General features: G+C 67.5%; 17 protein-coding genes, 1 tRNA gene and 2 pseudogenes. 8 read left to right on the forward strand and 12 right to left on the reverse strand.

All coding sequences use genetic code 11. The annotated features are described in order from the left end of the window. Positions 1–402 precede the first annotated feature (402 nt). Complete coding sequence (locus BLW47_RS24940) at positions 403–957, forward strand: hypothetical protein (protein WP_139307428.1); 555 nt, start codon at positions 403–405, stop codon at positions 955–957. A gap of 718 nt (positions 958–1,675) precedes the next feature. Here BLW47_RS24940 and BLW47_RS23520 read toward each other — a convergent pair. The 3 genes from BLW47_RS23520 to BLW47_RS25285 form a co-directional block, all read right to left on the reverse strand. Then, complete coding sequence (locus tag BLW47_RS23520; protein WP_091562507.1) at positions 1,676–2,140, reverse strand: DUF4259 domain-containing protein; 465 nt, start codon at positions 2,138–2,140, stop codon at positions 1,676–1,678. A 139-nt stretch (positions 2,141–2,279) separates the two neighbouring features. Further along, on the reverse strand, positions 2,280–3,056 hold the full coding sequence (locus BLW47_RS23525; RefSeq protein WP_091562510.1) for a protein phosphatase 2C domain-containing protein: 777 nt from the start codon (positions 3,054–3,056) through the stop codon (positions 2,280–2,282). Continuing rightward, positions 3,056–3,229, reverse strand: coding sequence for a hypothetical protein (locus tag BLW47_RS25285; protein ID WP_175543778.1), 174 nt, complete (start codon positions 3,227–3,229; stop codon positions 3,056–3,058). Before BLW47_RS25285 ends, BLW47_RS23525 begins: the two co-directional genes overlap by 1 nt. A 171-nt stretch (positions 3,230–3,400) precedes the next feature. Here BLW47_RS25285 and BLW47_RS23530 point away from each other — a divergent pair. After that, positions 3,401–3,781 (forward strand): annotated as a pseudogene (locus BLW47_RS23530) (tyrosine-type recombinase/integrase); the annotation flags it as partial. A 71-nt stretch (positions 3,782–3,852) separates the two neighbouring features. On the opposite strand, the gene BLW47_RS23535 reads toward BLW47_RS23530, so the two are convergent. Together BLW47_RS23535 and BLW47_RS23540 are read right to left on the reverse strand one after the other, a co-directional pair. Further along, positions 3,853–4,248: a VOC family protein gene (locus BLW47_RS23535; protein ID WP_091562513.1), complete on the reverse strand. Its 396-nt coding sequence runs from the start codon at positions 4,246–4,248 to the stop codon at positions 3,853–3,855. Positions 4,249–4,750: 502 nt separating this feature from the next. Continuing rightward, on the reverse strand, positions 4,751–5,455 hold the full coding sequence (locus BLW47_RS23540) for a hypothetical protein (RefSeq protein WP_091562515.1): 705 nt from the start codon (positions 5,453–5,455) through the stop codon (positions 4,751–4,753). 597 nt (positions 5,456–6,052) lie between these two features. Between BLW47_RS23540 and BLW47_RS23545 the strand changes: the two genes are divergently transcribed. Further along, positions 6,053–6,658 (forward strand): hypothetical protein, encoded by a 606-nt coding sequence (locus tag BLW47_RS23545; RefSeq protein ID WP_139307429.1) that lies wholly within the window; start codon positions 6,053–6,055, stop codon positions 6,656–6,658. A 411-nt stretch (positions 6,659–7,069) separates the two neighbouring features. Here BLW47_RS23545 and BLW47_RS23550 read toward each other — a convergent pair. Next, a pseudogene (locus BLW47_RS23550) lies at positions 7,070–7,755 on the reverse strand (IS6 family transposase); the annotation flags it as partial. A gap of 112 nt (positions 7,756–7,867) precedes the next feature. Here BLW47_RS23550 and BLW47_RS23555 point away from each other — a divergent pair. After that, on the forward strand, positions 7,868–8,302 hold the full coding sequence (locus tag BLW47_RS23555) for a hypothetical protein (RefSeq protein ID WP_091562525.1): 435 nt from the start codon (positions 7,868–7,870) through the stop codon (positions 8,300–8,302). A gap of 146 nt (positions 8,303–8,448) precedes the next feature. Here BLW47_RS23555 and BLW47_RS23560 read toward each other — a convergent pair whose 3' ends face one another. Further along, on the reverse strand, positions 8,449–9,078 hold the full coding sequence (locus BLW47_RS23560) for a hypothetical protein (protein WP_139307430.1): 630 nt from the start codon (positions 9,076–9,078) through the stop codon (positions 8,449–8,451). 73 nt (positions 9,079–9,151) lie between these two features. Then, positions 9,152–9,508 carry a hypothetical protein gene (locus BLW47_RS23565; protein WP_091562532.1) on the reverse strand — a complete coding sequence of 119 codons (357 nt, stop codon included), beginning with the start codon at positions 9,506–9,508 and terminating at the stop codon, positions 9,152–9,154. Between the two features lie 397 nt (positions 9,509–9,905). On the opposite strand from BLW47_RS23565, the gene BLW47_RS23570 reads away from it, so the two are divergent. The 4 genes from BLW47_RS23570 to BLW47_RS26100 all read left to right on the forward strand — a co-directional run bounded on the left by BLW47_RS23570 (position 9,906) and on the right by BLW47_RS26100 (position 12,468). Continuing rightward, the gene (locus tag BLW47_RS23570) at positions 9,906–10,703 is read left to right on the forward strand and encodes a DUF4259 domain-containing protein (protein WP_091562533.1); all 798 of its coding nucleotides are present in this window, start codon (positions 9,906–9,908) and stop codon (positions 10,701–10,703) included. 201 nt (positions 10,704–10,904) lie between these two features. After that, complete coding sequence (locus BLW47_RS23575; protein ID WP_139307431.1) at positions 10,905–11,498, forward strand: hypothetical protein; 594 nt, start codon at positions 10,905–10,907, stop codon at positions 11,496–11,498. A 302-nt stretch (positions 11,499–11,800) separates the two neighbouring features. Beyond that, positions 11,801–12,085, forward strand: a complete 285-nt coding sequence (locus BLW47_RS23580) for a DUF7660 family protein (protein WP_091562540.1) — start codon at positions 11,801–11,803, stop codon at positions 12,083–12,085. 137 nt (positions 12,086–12,222) lie between these two features. Continuing rightward, positions 12,223–12,468 carry a helix-turn-helix domain-containing protein gene (locus BLW47_RS26100; RefSeq protein WP_091562544.1) on the forward strand — a complete coding sequence of 82 codons (246 nt, stop codon included), beginning with the start codon at positions 12,223–12,225 and terminating at the stop codon, positions 12,466–12,468. Positions 12,469–12,536: 68 nt separating this feature from the next. Here BLW47_RS26100 and BLW47_RS24945 read toward each other — a convergent pair whose 3' ends face one another. From BLW47_RS24945 to cmk, 4 genes are all read right to left on the reverse strand, one after another. After that, positions 12,537–13,301 carry a hypothetical protein gene (locus BLW47_RS24945; RefSeq protein ID WP_139307432.1) on the reverse strand — a complete coding sequence of 255 codons (765 nt, stop codon included), beginning with the start codon at positions 13,299–13,301 and terminating at the stop codon, positions 12,537–12,539. 545 nt (positions 13,302–13,846) lie between these two features. Then, positions 13,847–13,920 (reverse strand) — tRNA-Pro (locus BLW47_RS23595). Positions 13,921–14,046: 126 nt separating this feature from the next. Then, positions 14,047–15,450: a ribosome biogenesis GTPase Der gene (gene der, locus BLW47_RS23600; protein WP_091562631.1), complete on the reverse strand. Its 1,404-nt coding sequence runs from the start codon at positions 15,448–15,450 to the stop codon at positions 14,047–14,049. Between the two features lie 172 nt (positions 15,451–15,622). Next, positions 15,623–16,303 (reverse strand): (d)CMP kinase, encoded by a 681-nt coding sequence (gene cmk, locus BLW47_RS23605; protein WP_175543779.1) that lies wholly within the window; start codon positions 16,301–16,303, stop codon positions 15,623–15,625. Positions 16,304–16,412: the final 109 nt, after the last annotated feature.

Consider the following 16,412-nt stretch of genomic DNA (forward strand, 5'->3'; position numbering starts at 1 on the left):
TAGGGATCAGGCGAGGCCGTTCCGTCAACCGTCATGCGAGACCAGGCAACTGTCCCGACACTGTGTCGAGTCTCAGGTAATCAACCGTCGATGAGCTGAGTAGACAAGTAAGCCGGACCTGCCCTAACGGTCCGCCAGCGTCCACGGCCGTCCGTCCTTGCTCGTGCTCGTTGTCACCCAGCTAGTCACCCAGTGGCACCGTGATTCGTAGTCCTGGCAGGCGGTAACCTCGTCGCCTTGTGCGGAGCGGTAACGTGCTCATCCGCCTGTAAGCGCCGGACGGCCCTCCGCGGTACCAGATTGGTGCGCACCTTGAACGACACGATAATCCCGATCACTGATGCGCGGTCTAGGTGGGCTCGCCAGAAACCTTGGGTTTTCGTCGCACTTGCACTGCTTTGCGTGATCGCAGTTCTCGCGTCGGTGTACTGCCGTACGGACGCCGAGCCTCCGGGCGACGAACTCAAAACGGACCAAGCACCGTACGGCTGGCAGACCTCCAAAGACGTCGGTACGACGTTCACCGATGGGCTGAACATCATCGCAGTGACGCCACAGGCGCGCCGGCCGTTGCGCCTCATCTCGGCGAGGCCACTCATGGATGATGGCGGGAGCGTGCGAGTGATTGGAATTCTGGCGCGGATCAACCCTGGCATGTTGCCATCGCGTTCCAAGATCGGATCGTTCCAGGAGGCACCGGGGTTTCCGCCCACGCTGCCCCACGCGGCAGGCGCAGTACCCGTCGAAGGCCTCATCGTTCAGCCGCCGAAGCAGGGCGAGGATCGCTGGATAGAGCTCCAGATCGGGTACGAGGTCGTCGCGCCGGGTCGCACCGCACGCCGCGGCGTTGAGCTTGTTTACGAATATGAAGGTGCCCAGCACAAGGCAGTTATTCCGAGCTACGTGGCAGTCTGCGCGCCTTCAACGGCTACCTGTGAACCGGAGTACGGCAAGTAGCTGACGTTTCGTGCGCGTGGATGAAGTCGGGGTCGGATCCGCCGTTGAGCGCTCGCGCAGTCGGGATTGTTAGCGCTCTGCGACACCGGTTACTCCTGGTTTGGCTGAGCCGGCACGAAGGGCTATCTCTCGCGACGGTCGGCATCCCGTATGCCGTCGATCCGCACTCCGTGGAACGGGCTACCGCCCGGCCCGCCACGTCAAGCGGACCTTGACGGTTCGTGCGGACGCTGGCGGGTCGGGCGGTGGTCTGCTCGGCTCGTCCGGGTCGATGGCAGACGGGATGCCTACCGCAACCACCCACGAACGGTGACCCACCGACGGAGCCCCCGGCCATCCTGGAGCCAGAGCGCCCCCGCCGCAGGCGCAGTAGCCGCAACCCCGCGACCGCCGCCAGCTCGCCGACGCGGCCGGCGTCCGCTCCCCTACGCCGCGCGGCCCGGCCGCTGCCGGCCCACCCCACCACCGGTCAACGGCCTGTCGTTCTACGGCGGCCCACCGGGATCCCCGCCCTCCGCGCCAGCCGCCGGGCATCAGGCGTGACGGCCGCAGAGCGACAGCGGCAGCGGCCGGCGCGCGCCCAGGCAGCGGCGCGCGCGGCCCGTCAAGGGCTGCCCTAAAGACGTACAGAAAGTTCTCACCGGTTGACCGGCAGCCGGTTGTCGGGTGTCAGGACCTCCGTGACAGATCAGTCTCGGGACCTGGGTGACAAGTTCGGCTAGATCGCCGCCCGAAGGATAGCCACGAGGTCGTCGATGGTCCGTTGCGCGTGGAGTCGGTCCGCTTCGGTGGTCCACCCCTGATGCCACGGCCCGTCGGGAGCGGCGACAAAGAGCAACGCCTCCAGTGCAGGGGCGGCGAGACCCGACGCTGACGCGGGAAGCAGCGCGATGTCTGTCTCATCCGCCAGCTCCGCCAGTTCCGTCAAGCGGTGTTGTAGGTGCTCCCCGCCAGGAAGCGTCGCGGCTACAAGTGCTGCCGCGGCGACGACCTCGTCAGGGAAAAACTCTCGCCAGAGACGGTCGCGGTTGGCCAGGACGTAGGTGAACATGTGCCGGAGTGCGTCCAGTTGCTGCTCTGTCGGCCGTTCGGCGAGTTCTTCGAGGAAGTCCAGGGCACCGTCACTGCTGAATGGCCCGGTTCCGAACGTTCCCACGTCACCCTCTCGTCGGAGGACAGCCACCGTTCAAGCCGATGAGCGACACCAAGATCCCGCGTAGCGTAGCGCCCTGTTACGCCCGTACTGATACCGATCTTTCACGCAGGTCCCGAGACCCGACATGATCGGCAGCCGGCGACGCGCCCTCCACCGCGTTAGCGCGTCAGCAGGCGTAGACCGCTGTGGCGTCGTCGCTGCTCTTGTTCCGCGCCCAGCGCATGCAGGTCGGACCGGCGCTCTCGACGGCGCGCACTCGGCGGATCAGCTCCGTTGGGCCGTGCTGGTCCAGGACGTCGAGGACCCCAGGCCAATTCAGGAGCTCGAACAGGTTCACGATGCGCGCTGCGCCATCGGTGAGGACGGCGACTCGTCGCACCTCACCGAGTGGCAGTGATCCGGTGATTGCGTGGATCGCGACGGTGGGGTTCGCGGCGGCAACCCAGTAGTCCGGTGTGTTGCGGGCCGCCAGCTCGGCATGCTTCATCCGCAGCAGCGCGGCCTGCTTCTCGGCCGACCCGAACGGATGCCGGTCCGCCTCGGCGCGTTCCGCTTTGGCAGTCTGGTCGACACCGTCGACCGCGTCGATGACGATTGAGACATCACCGAGGACGAGGTACTCGACCTTGTCGCCGTTCAACCGCAGGATCGCGGTCGCCGCAGAGGGTGTACCGGGGTGCTCCAGGTCGCAATCGCGGTGCTGGTCGGCGGTGGAACGGATCGCCAGGGTCAGTGCGTTGCCTAGCGAGGTGTCACGGTCCGTCGCGAATCCGGTCAACGCCGAGCCCAGCTTGCCGGCGTACCACGCGACGCCATGCGAGCATCCTGTTCCCGTGCGGGCCGTCGCGCCGTCGAGCACGACGATGAGCCCTTCAGTCGCGACGCCCCAGTCCTCGTTCGGCGTCGTCGGGGACCCCGCCTCGGACGCCACAGAGACGCGCATCAGGCCACGCCCTCGGCGCGGTACACCGGGGTCAGGGCCTCGACGCTCTTGATCGTGCGCTTCCGCTTGTCGTACTCGCATGCGATCAGCACCGAAAAGCGCCGGTTTTTGACCTCGCGGTACAGGTCGTCAAGATGGTCTTCGAGGAACTGGACAGCCCCCAGCGTGCCCATGGCGTGAAGCTGCCGCGACCGTCGGGGCGAGGAAGACGCCCGACGTACCCATAGTCGACGCTCCTCCCCTTGTCTGACGGGGACCGGTACGTCTCCCCCGTCGCGCGGTTCACCAGGAACAGACCGTCGTCGTCTGTGTTGAAGCCAAGTTTCGTATCAGACGCGAGCACCTCCGAGACTCCCCTACCTCTGCCGGCCATCTGCGTCACCGCGTTGCGGCGCCGCCACCGTCAACAGGAGGTGCCCCGAGAGAAGGCGGCCGGCGAGGCGTGGCACGACACCGGCATGATCTTCACGACCCGCTACGGACTGCCCGTCGAGCCGCGGAACTTCAACCGGTCCTACGACAGCCGCATCGACCACGCCGGCGTCCCAAAGATCACCGTCCACGACGCCCGACGCACCTGCGCTTCGCTCCTGGTCGACCTGGACGTGCATCCCCGGATCGCGATGGCGATCCTCAGACACGCGGACTTCTCGATCACGATGGAGATCTACAGCCAAGTCTCATCCAAGGCCATTCGAAAAGCCCTGCGAAAGCTCGGCGAAAGCCGAGGCCACGGAGGTCTTGTCGGCAACGTGACGGTTGCGTGTGTGACGGGGTGGGGGTGCCCGCCCGCGGTCTAGTTCTGCGGTGCCAGGGTGCGTAGGACGCAGAACTCGTTGCCCTCGGGGTCCGCCATGACCACCCAGTTTCGGTCTGAGCCTTGGCCCACATCCGCCTTGGTGGCACCGAGGCCGAGCAATCTGGTCACCTCGTCCTCAGTGCTGCCGTCGATCGGGCTGACGTCGAGGTGGAGCCGGTTCTTCACGGCCTTGCCCTCGGGCACCTGGACAAACAGCAGGGTGGGCGGCATCTGGCGGGCCCGAACATCCTCAACGGTCGGCACCCAGGAGCCGATCTCGACCCTGCCCTCGCTCCGGTCGATTACCTTGAAGTCCATTACCTCGCACCAGAAGGCCGCCAGCCTCTCCGGGTCGCGGCAATCAACGGCCAACTCGGTGAATCGACTTGTCATGACTCTCCCGGAGTGCGGACGGGGCTCAGAGCATCGGCCGATGAGCCGTTGCTGTACTTCCCTGCTGTACAAGACTTCCCTGCTGTACAAGAACAGAAAAGGCCACCTGGAAGATTCCAGATGGCCTTTGACCTGCGTCGGGACGGCCGGATTTGAACCGACGACCCCTTGACCCCCAGGCAACCAACACGGCTCGCTGACCTGCATCGCAACGGGCATCAAACTGCGGCAACCGTCCACCAGAGTCCGTGGACGTCCTCCACCGCTCGTACCCGTCGTCACTCAGATAGTCACCCACCTCACGCTGTTACGGGAACGACCGGCAGACCATCGCGTGCGACGCGCACCGTCAGTTTGGAAGAGTGCGCTCAGGCGGTCGCGATGCCCGAAACGACTGCGGGCGGCGGCCGGTCCGTTGCGTCTCATGCCCGCTCGTGCCCGCTGTGCGCCACGGTTTCTGGCCCACGGATGGCCCATGCTGGCCTTCCGGGGCCTGCCTGGATCATCGGCTGCGCGAGGCGACGCTGTTACCAGCGAGCCAGCGACGCCAGCTGGCTGCCGTCACCGGCGCGGTCGCGTTGTCGACGACCCACTGCATGTAGCCAGCGCGCAAGCGCACTAGGCCGTCGTGATCCTGTTGGGCGCTAGCGAGGCAGCAGCGTAGGGAAGGGCCGTCGAGCTGTCGAGCCAGAGCGGCGTATCTGCTGTCCTCGCATCGGTGCTCGCGGTAGATCGCGGCGGTCAGGAGTTCGAGTAGGTCAGCTTGAGTATCGGGTGTGGGCCCGGCTGCGATGAAGCGCCGCAAGACCTCCTTTTTGGTGCCCCACCCGCCGATCGCCGCGTGGTGCCACTCGTCTGGATACCGGGTCTCCCACTGCAAAAACAGCACCGCATAGGGGGCGTAGCGACTGTGGGCCTCCGGCCCGCCTGACCATCTCGCGCTACAGAACGCGTAGACCGGCCCCAACAGGGTGCTCTCCCAGGCAGCCCACTGGGCGGCCCTGGCCTGGTCCATCTCAGCTTGCAGAGCCGGATCGCTCGGCATCAACTCGCGCCCCGCACGTTGCCAGACGTCGTTCTGCCATTGGATCGCTTCCTGCGACTTCGACATCAAGTCGCGCTGGCGACCAATCGCTGCGGCGCGGCGGGCTGAATCGGGGTGGATGAGGTCGAATACCCACCGATGCTTGTCCGTGCCTGCGCTCATCCGGGCAGCTTGTCACGTGAGCCGTGCACTGCGGTGCCCGGTCGCGCCATCAGGACGAGGCAAATCCCGCTAGGCGTGCCGTCTAGCGCCTGCGACACGCAAATCCCGGCAGACAACGTGGTCGCCACCGGTTACGCCGATTGCTACGTCGTGCTCTGATGCCCGTCAGGCGCTTTCGTCACCCGCAACGCCTGCCCCTAGCCATCCCACGCCGGCCCACGCAGATCCGCCTCATCGGCACGGATGACATACGAGTGCAGCCCATCGCGGTGCTGGTGCTCGAACCTTAGGAACCGCTCCGGATCTGCCACGCCATGAGGATGCCGGAACCCAGCCCTCGCTACCGAACCGGACCGCTACCGGCCGCGGATGGCACACTCTCATGCCGCCGACCGCGCGTTACTGAGCGCAGCCGTATCCACGGGTAGTGGGCTGCGGACGTGCCGATGACAGTGCGCTTTCCAGTGTTGGCAAGGACTGGCCGTTAAGCGTGGGTACGGGGCATCGGAAACTGTTGGGCCTGATGTGTGCCAGGTGCCCAGCTGCCTCCGCCCAAACCAGTTGGTTGCTCCGTGGCTCGGCGGTTACGGTGCACGCGTGACAATGGTTGACGCGGATTGGTGGTCGGTACTCCGGGCGCTGGACGAGCCGGTTGCGCCAGTGGAGGGCATCGGGCCGGAGTTGATCCTGCGGGCCATGGTGGAGGGGCGTATCCCGGAGCCGATGGCTGCGGCGTTGAACGAGCGGGTGGCGCGAGGTGAAGGTGGTGGTCTGGAGGTGCCACGGGACTTCGACCATGCCGCGGCTCAGGGCCGGTTTGACCGGCTCGCAGAGCGGTTAAGTGAGGCTTATGGTTGCTCGTGCGACTCGGGACTGGCCCAAGACTCCGCCTGTTTCGGCAGCGTCTGGATTCCCGCCGAGGCCAGCCGCAGTCACACGAAGCGCACACGGATCCGGCTGTCTTTGCAGGTGAGTGTTAGCAATTTTGGTGGCCTCGCCACCTACGGGCCGTCCAGTCAGAACGGTCATACACCTTACCTGCACCCCGACGACCGTCAACGCATCGAGCAGGCACTCGTCGGACTCGGTTATCTCATCGTGCCCAGGCACATCCTCGCCACGCCGTACGACGGGCCTAACGGCTGGGTCTTCGGCACGACGGCCGATGCGACTTGGTTTACTCGATTCTTTGACCACTTCTAATACGTAAAATCCGCCACGCATCGTGACAACTGGGCGCATTCATCTGCGGCAGGGAGGGCGCGGGCGTGCTGGCGCGCCCGTCACTACCGCAACCGTCGGCGGCGGTGCGTCCAAGCGCGAGAACGTCCGGACGTAGCCGAGATGAGTGCGTAGCTGCTGTGGAACTTCGACGACGATCAGCAACTGAGTCACCGCCTGCAGCGGCTTGCCGCCCTGTTTTCTGAAATTGGGTGGCCTGGCCTGCCGCGGTCAGCCGCATCGGCCGTGCCGGTCGTAACGGTCGTGGCGGTCGGACGTCGGGGGCATCCGAGCCACCGGTCGAACCATGCGCGGGTGCGGCCGAGTACGTCGCGTGGCGCTGTTGCGTTGTGGGATCGGTGGACGTGTTGAGCCGGTGTCGGGCCGCGGTCCGATCGCTTGAGCGAGTTCTGTGAACGCCGCGGCGACCCGCATTGTCGGCGGGGCGTCGACGGCGAGTTCGTAGTGTCCCCGTCGCAGGTTCTGCATGAAGGCGTGTCCGGCGATGATCACCTGCGCGGTCCGATCGGTCTGTAACCCGCGCATCGGTTTCAGCCGGTGCTTGAGGCGACTGTGATCGGCGGCGATCGGGTTGTTGGCGTGCTGCTCAACGTGGTGCCACGCGTGCGGCATCAGTTCGTCGAGCACGCCGGGGTAGACCGCGGCGGCGTCGGTGACCACCTCGCTGGGTGTCACCATCAGTGTGGACAGTGCTCGACGAGAGAACCGGCGGGGCGCACCGGCGTCGCGGCGGGCGGAGATGAACACGTCGATGACCTGTCCGTACTGGTCGACCGCCCGCTAGACGTAGCGCCAGACTCCGTTGACCTTCACGTAAGTCCCGTCGACGTGCCACCTGTCGCCGGGTAATTGCCGAACGAATCGGGCAGCGTCGGCCAGCAGTGAGGTGAACCGCCGCACCCATCGATAGACGGTGACGTGATCGCCTCGATGCCGCGTTCGACCAGTAGCTCCGCTACGTCACGGTACGAGAGGTTGTACCGCAGGTACCAGCGGACCGCGACGACGATCACCTCGGCCGGGAACCGGAGGCCAGCGAACGCCGACTTCGGCGGCAGCCACGAGCGCGCGCGGATCGATCACCTCACCGCTCAAGTCTGCCTCGATCTTGCCAACCCTCAACGCAACGGAGCCTGCCCGATCGCACCGGTGCCATCTACGCTGGGCCGCATGACACCCACGACGGTCGGCGCGGGGCGACGGGGTGGCCCGATCGTAGGATCCCTGGTTCTGCTCTGGGTCTGCGGGCTGATCGCGGCGGCCGTGTGGTGGGTGGGCATCGGCTTGGAGCAGTGGAGTGTCAGCTACGGCGACCAGCCTGGCGAGTTCGAGGACCTCAAGCGTCGGGCGAGCTTGGCCCTGCTGGTCGCCGCGTTGGTGGCGACCGCCGGGCCGGCCGTCATCGCGCTCGTCGCGTACCAGTTGCGGCTGGTCCGCACCGCGGTCGTTTTCCTGGTGCTGACCGTCGTGATCGCTGTGCCGGCCGTCCCGTTCGCGGTGCTCGCCGGCCGGGATCTCGATCCGGCGCCGGCCGCGACGACGCCCGGCCCGCCCGGGCACTGCGTGGAACACAGCGGCGGTGACACCCGCTGCCCGGGCGGCTGACCGAACGGTTTTGTAGACGGTCGTGCCATGATGCCGCTGCGGGCTTTGTCGGCGGTTCCGGATCCCCGCGACCCGGGTGGGGGGGCACACCCGCTGTCGGGCCTCCTCACGGTCGCGTTGGGCGCGGCCCGCGCCACGTCGAACGCTTACTGCGCTACCTCGGGGGGAACGACGTTGGCCATGTCGTTGATAAGCCCGGACAGGGTGGAGAGTTCTTGTGCGAGGTCGCCGAGCGTGATCGTGGGTGGCAGCTGGACGCGGGCTCCGAACATGCACGCCCCGTCGATTTTGGCCTGCGCTTCACCGAAGCCGATGCCCACGTATGGGGGTACTCCCGCGGCGACGATCTGCTGGTGGCCGGCTCTGTCGTGGCCGGCTCTGTCGTGGGCGGCTTTGGGGTGGGCGCGGTTGGTGACCCAGTCGGTTCGCGCGGCGTGCATGAGTGGCCACATCGCTGCCAGGTAATGCCAGTTGTAGCCGGCCGAGGTCGCGACGTTCCGCTGTTGCAGGCACACCTTGATCGACGGCCCACGCAGCTGCCGTAAGCCGCCGCCCGCGTACTTGGGAAAGTCTCGTACCGGAAGGTTCTCCTCGACCTCGGTGTACAGCCGGGCGACCCAGCTGACGCCGGCGGCGGAGGAGACAAGGTCATGGTGAATCGGGGCTGGAGGTGCGAGTTGCCCGTGGAGCCATGATATTCGCGCGCGGAGCGCGATGACGAAGTCCTCCCCTGGCACCAGATCATTCCAGATTGTTGCGGCGTCGACGGCCGGCAACGCACCAGCAAGGTGGTCAGCCCAGGCGGTCGCGCACGTGGAAACCCACGAATCTGTGCTCGCCTGATATGCCTCAAGCAACCTGACCATCGCCCAGCAGCAGGTATGGCTCGGACCTGCCCTCGCCGGCACCCCAGTCACGATCTGGGTCGACACCGACCGGCTGCACGTCCTGGCCGCCGACGGCGGCCGGATCAAGTCCAGCCCATCCAGGCTGTCCCAGCGCGACCTGGCCCGCCTCCTGGCTGACGGCGGCGCACCCGCCGGCCCGCCTCCGCTGCCGCAGTCCGAGCCACAGACCACCGCCGTCGAGGTCGACCGGATCGTCAACGCCTGCGGCGGCATCAGCATCGCCGGCCGGCAAGTCAGCGTCGGCATGCCCCTCGCAGGACAGCGGGTCCGGGTCCGCGTCGACGGCGTCCTCCTGCACGTCATCGACAACACCGGTCGGCTGCGCCGCACCCTTCGCTGCCCACTCCCACCCACCGCACTCGGCCGCATCCGCGACGCCCGACCTGCCTCCCCCCGATCGTGTCCATCAACGGCAGCATCCAAGTCGCCGGACAAAAGATCCAAGTCGGCAAGGTCCACGCCCGCAAGCTCGTCACCGTCGCCTTGGATGAGCCACACCATCACCGTCTACGACGCTGACAGCCCGATCAAAGCCGTCCCCCGCCGCAGCGCGACTGACCTAAACCGCACAAAGGCGAAGCACCAGATCACCCCGGGCGCAGTCTCAGGAATCAGCCCTCGCAGTCCCAGGTGACGGCGGGCAGAACCTGTGGCAGGTTAACCAGGCCCGGAAACATGAACGCAGGGAAGGTGACATGGGCGCCTGGGGGCCTGGCCTGTTCTCCGACGACACGGCATGCGACGTGCGCGATGAATACCGCGAGATGCTCGAAGACGGCGTGGACGACGACGAGGCCACGCAACGCATGCTCGACTCCTACGCCGACGCCCTCGACGACCCGGACGAGGCGACATCAGTCTGGCTGGCCTTGGCCGTCACCCAATCCAAGCTCGGTCGCCTCCACCCCACCGTCCGCGACCGCGCAATCGCCGCGATTGACAGCGGGGCCGACCTCGCGAGGTGGTCGGACAAACCTCGCCTTGCCGCCAAGCGCCACGACGTCCTCGAAAAGGCGCGTGCACAGCTGACCGGCCCCCAGCCGCAGCGCAAGAAGGTGCGCCGGCCCAGCCGGCACGCCACTGACCTCCAACCCGGTGATGTTCTCAGCTACCGCGCTGCAAACGGCAGCATGGCGCTGTTGCGAGTAGCCCGCATCGACGACGAACGGCACTCCATCGCGCCGGTCCTCGTCGCCCTCGACTTCACCGGCACTCGCATGCCATCCCAACCGGAACTCGACACCCTTGCCGACAAGCCCGAAACGCCATTCCGCCTGGACGGGAGTCCCCTGCCGCCCTGGGCCAACGCCAGCTGGCGGGTCGCCGTCTTCAAGCGCACGAACTATGACGCTGCCGGATTCCACCGCGCTGGACGAACCATCGCCCGTCCAGGCGATCCAGCCTTCCACACCCGGACCTACACCTCCTGGCAACTTCTGCCAGGCGAACTCGAGCGCAACCTCACCGACGCGCGCGCCACACCCGAGCCATAACACCTACCAGCAACGCACCAGCACTATTCGATCTCGACCTGGCGTCAAGCATCCTGCGACGCCGTTTCGTCAACCATCATGCGAGACCAGGCATGCCGGCAGTCGGCCTGTCGTACTCCGGTTGATGGGTGACACCGTGGCTCCACTTGATGCGTGACGGCATTGGCAGGCCCGGCGCGGACGGGGCGCTACGGTTTCTCCGTGTCGATCGACCTTGAGGCGTCGTTGCTAAGACCCGTTCCGCTCGCTGCCGTGTTGACCGCCGCACGGAGCACCCTGGCGGAGCTTCTCGGCGTGGACGCGACACCCGAGCTGAGCGTGGTCGTTGACCGACGTTACGAGCAGGGGCGTCGCATCGCTGTCGGCCGGCGGCTTGGTGGCGTGGAACTGCTGTCGACCAGCATCGGTGACCCCATCACCCCCGAGTCCAACGGTTCGCTTGGCTCGATCCACTATGAGATCGATATCTCGGGCTGCAATGACGGGGTCTGGCTGATGGTCATCGACCATGCTCCAGAGGCCGGCGGCGAGGTCAAGGCCCTCTTTAGCCCCTACCGCACGTGTGTGGGTGTTGTCGTAGCGACGGCCATGGCGCTGGCCGTCGCCGACCTCGGGGGCGGAGAGTTTATCGACGAACAGATTCAGATGCTGCGACCCGGCCACACAGACCCACGCCACGTCGTCAAGGTGACTCGCCTGCCACGTGACCAGGGCGAATTCGCCACGAGATGCGAGCGCTACCTACGCCAGTTCCCGCACCTCGGAGATTGGCCGCGCGACGTATCGATGCCCTAACCGACACGTGCAAGATCGTCTAGCCGGACATGCCGCCCATCATTTGACCTCAATCCGTCACGCATCAAGTGGAGCCCGACATGACCGGCAGCCGGCGTGTCTGGCCTCGGGTGATGCGCCCGGACGCGTGTCCGCATCAGGTGTCGCCGGTGGTGGAGGGGGCGGTGTGTGAGCTGCGCCGGGCTGGTAGCGCGAGGGTGCGGCGTGACTTTCTAATCTTGCTGTCTCCGTCCGGTGCTCTGGATTAAGGCCCACCGACCCCGCACCGTTGAGCCGAGCCCGCAGGAGGGCACGATGATCAAATGAATGCCTACGAGACCGGCCGGTCCGCCGACATCTCCGCCACCGACCTGGACCGGGTCGCCTCGCACGCCGACGTCGCCCACATCGTCGAGCGGATGCTCCACGATCTGCGCGCCCACCCCGACGCGTGGGAGAACGGCACCCTGGAACGATTCCTCGACGCCCTCGCCGCCAGCTTCGACGCGCTGCCCCCGCTGCACGCCAACCGCGGTGAGCGCATGCCCGACCAGCCGACCTGGAAGCTGATCGCCGAGGTCCTCGTCATGGCCACCGGCTACGAGTAGCCGCTCAACAACTCAACCCACGTTTCCTAGGCCACCTGTCCAGCAACAGGTGAAACCAAAACGGGCGGGTTCAAGCGGTCCGCGCATCGGTCCCGGTGGGTCAGCGAGAATTTCGTTGATCTATAAGGGAGACGTTGATGACGGCTCATCTGACGGTGGAACAACGGCAGTTGGCGCGACGGCTGAGCGCGCGAGGTCTGTCGTTGCGGGAAATCGGCCGGCAGGTCGGCTGTTCCCATGAGGTTGTCCGGGCGGTGGTGCGGCGTGATTCGGAGCGGCCGGGGCGATCAGATCCGTGGGAGCCTGGGCCGGGAAGGCTGACCTTGGCCGATCGGGAGGAGATCAGTCTCGGCGTGCGGGCGGTGAGTCGTTCACCGCGATAGCGGGCAGGCTCGGCAAGGCCGTGTGGCACCGTCTCGCGGGAGATGGCTCGCAATAAGGGTCGAGGTGACTACCGGGGATCACCGTGGGCAACGGCGCTATCTGCGGCGCCCTTCCTTTCGGGCTTCGCGTCCGCCAGCGCGCCGTTGATCCGGCCCACTAGCTCGGCGACTTCACGAGCTTGGGCTTCATGCTCAGCATCGGTTGCGCCACGCCATACACGCGTCTGCGGATCCTTGACGAGCATTGGCTGGCGGAGCCGCCCCTCCAGCCACCGGCTGAGCCATTCGGTGAGAGAGATCCCCTCGGGGAAGAACGACCTCCCGGCCAGACCCGAGTTCGGATCGAAGCCCCACATCATCGCCGATGGCTCGGAACAGTCGACGTACGAGTAGATCGCGCATCCCCAATAGGCGACAGGAAAAAGGCCTGAGGGCTCTCGTGGATCCAGCCGATCGACTGCCGTTCTCTCCAGGTCGTCCGTGTAACCGCCAGCGACACCTAGTACGCCCGGACCGAAGCCGCCGTTGGCCACCTCAAGGTAGAGGCGACGCAGCAATGGAGGTAACGGATGGCCGAGCAGTCGTTCGGCCCCTGCCACGGCCTCGGCGCAGGCAGGTTCGAGCGGCGGCAGCGGGTCAACCGCTCCGACCGCCCCGGCTGCAAGGTGCGTCTGTGACCCACGCTCCTCTAGCCATCGAACATCATCGGCAGAAGGCGTCAGTACCCAGCCGCCATCCGCATCCAGGTAGCCAGGGCGGACGAAGACTTCGTCGCTGTAGTCGAGAGCAGCCACGCGATCGGCAATCGCCTGGAAGACTTCCTCTTCGCGCATTCGCCGAGTATCCACGTTGCGAAGCATCCCCGGAATCGGCGGATCTCCTCGTCGGACAGTCACCAGACCGTCCAGCCTCCCCGGACGGGGGCCAGGTGGAGGGGCATTCCCACGAGTCTCAATGGTGGTTGTCAAGGCTCGGTGTGGTGACCGAGGGATTATGAGATCAAGATGGGCGGCCCGGCGAGCTGGGCGCATGGGGCCTAGCAGCGGAAACACGTCTCGACATCTCACACCGCTCCCCCGCCGTCCATCGACCTCTTGCGGACCAGATGCGGAGTTCTTGTGTCCCGTCAGCGTGGCCGGCCGGCCCGGCCGATGCCGGCCGGAGGTCGGCATCGGCGGGGGCCGGGCGGCGCGGCCCGTTCGCGGGCCACCTTGACGAGCGAAGAGAACAATTCGGCAGGTAACAGCTGGCGCTACATGGCTTGACCAGCGGCCAAGGAGCGCTACCAGACGGCGCACTTGACCGGCGTGGTCCCCAGGAAGCCAGAAAGGGCGGCCCGACGTTTCGGACCAGCCCTCTGACCTGCTATTTCACGTTGTCGGGACGGCCGGATTTGAACCGACGACCCCTTGACCCCCAGTCAAGTGCGCTACCAAACTGCGCCACGTCCCGATGCTCCCGGCGGTTGCCCGCGGCAGCCGGTACAGCGTAGCGCACAGGTTCCCCGTCCTGCGCACACCCCTCACCGGGTGCCGCCCGCCACACCCCCTAAAGCATCCTAGGAGGGTGGGTTGAGGCTCAGCCGTGGGCCTTGCCGCGGCCACCCGGACCGAGGTTCTTGCGTGGGCGGACGTTGATGTCGATCGGGCTGCCCTCGTAGCCGAACTCCTCGCGGAGTTTGCGCTCGATGAAGCGCTGGTAGCCGGCGTCCAGCGGCGCGGTGGTGAACAGCACGAACCGCGGCGGCGCCACACCCGCCTGCGTGGCGAACAGGATCTTCGGCGCCCGTCCGCCGCGCACCGGGTGCGGGGTGGCCTGCACCAGCGCGGTGAGCCACTGGTTGAGCTGGCCGGTGGGGATGCGCTTCTCCCAGCTGGCCAGCGCCGTACGCAGCGCCGGGGCGAGCTTCTCCACCGCCCGGCCGGTCATGGCCGAGATGTTGACCCGCAGCGCCCACGGGATGCGCTTGAGTTCCCGCTCGATCTCCTTGTTCAGGTAGTGGCGCCGGTCCGCGTCGACCAGGTCCCACTTGTTGAAGGCGATCACCGTCGCGCGACCGGCCTCGATCACCATCGACAGGATCCGCTGGTCCTGCTCGCTGATGACCTCGCTGGCGTCGAGCAGCACGACGGCGACCTCGGCCGCCTCGATCGCCGCGGCGGTACGCAGGCTGGCGTAGTACTCGGTGCCGCTGGCCTTGCCGACCCGCTTGCGCAGCCCGGCGGTGTCGACGAGCTGCCAGGTCTCGCCGCCGATCTGCACCAGGCTGTCGACCGGGTCGACGGTGGTGCCGGCGACCGAGTCGACCACCGAGCGTTCCTCCCGGGCCAGCCGGTTGAGCAGGCTGGACTTGCCGACGTTGGGACGGCCGACCAGCGCGACCCGGCGCGGGCCGCGCGGGCCGGTCTCGACGATCCGCGGTGCGTCCGGCAGTGCCTCGAGGATCGCGTCGAGCAGGTCGCCGGAGCCGCGCCCGTGCAGCGCGGATACCGGCATCGGCTCACCGAGCCCGAGCGACCACAGCGAGGTCGCCTCGAGCTCGATGTTCGCGTTGTCGGCCTTGTTCGCCACCAGCAGCACCGGCTTCGCGCTGCGGCGCAGCATCTTCACGGCCGCCTCGTCGACGTCGGTGGAGCCGACGGTGGCGTCGACGACGAACAGCACGACGTCGGCGGTGCCGACGGCGATCTCGGCCTGGTTGGCGATCGCCGCGGCGCGGTCCTTGGCGTCGGGCTCCCAGCCACCGGTGTCGACCACCGTGAAGCGCCGCCCCGACCACTGCGCGTCGTACGGCACCCGGTCCCGGGTCACGCCGGGGATGTCCTCGACGACCGCCTGGCGGCGACCGATGATCCGGTTGACCAGCGTCGACTTGCCGACGTTGGGGCGGCCCACCACCGCCACGATCGGAGCGGGACCGGCCGGCTCCACCACGTCGTCGGTCGGCTCCCGCAGCTCGGTCCAGCCACCATCGGCGCTCATGCCGTTCCCCCGCTCCTGTTCGTGCCGCCCGACGGCATCGTGCCGCCCGACGGCGTCGTGCCGCCCCGCGGCGACCTCGTGCCGCGCGACGGCGTCGTGCCGCACCGCGGCGACCTCGTGCCGCCCGACGACGCTTCCGCGCCGCCCGACGCCGGCGTCGTGACCGGTCCGGTCATGCCCCGACCCGCCCCTGCAGCAGGTCGCGCAGCCGCTCGACCGCCTCGTCGATACCCATTTCGGTGGTGTCCAGCACGACCGCGTCGGGCGCCTGCTGCAGCGGGTCGACCGGGCGGGTGGAGTCGAGGCGGTCCCGGCGGGCCAGGTCGGCGGCGGTGGCGCTGACGTCGGTGGCGTACTCGGCGCTGCGGCGGCGCGCGCGGGCGTCGGCCGAGGCGGTCAGGTAGACCTTGAGCTCGGCGTCGGAGGCGACCACGGTGCCGATGTCGCGACCCTCGACCACGATCCGCTCGGCGGCGGCGATGATGCCGCGCTGCATCGCCACCAGCGTCTGCCGGACCGCGGGCACGGCGGCGACCGCCGAGACGGCGGCGGTGACCCGCGGGCCGCGAATCTCGGCGTCCAACAGCGTGCCGTCGGCGGCGATGTGCGGGGCGGTGGGGTCCGTGCCGATGGTCAGCTCGATCTCGCCGGCGATCTTCGCCACGGCGTCGGTGTCGGTCGGGTCGACACCCGAGCTCAGCACGGCCCAGGTCACGGCGCGGTACATGGCGCCGGTGTCGAGGTAGCGGGCGTCCAGGGCCGCCGCCAGCCGACGCGAGACGGTGGACTTGCCCGAACCGGACGGGCCGTCCACGGCCACCACGATTCGCCCGGTCGGTACCTTTTCCGCCACCGTTCCTCCTTGCCGATGCGCCGCGCCGGGGGCGCCGCGGGCCCGTTGGCACCGTGCGCGGCGTGTCACCCCGGGCAGAGCGTGCCCGCTTCCGGCATCCATCATGCCC

Source organism: Micromonospora pattaloongensis (genome assembly GCF_900107255.1).
Lineage (GTDB): Bacteria > Actinomycetota > Actinomycetes > Mycobacteriales > Micromonosporaceae > Micromonospora_I > Micromonospora_I pattaloongensis.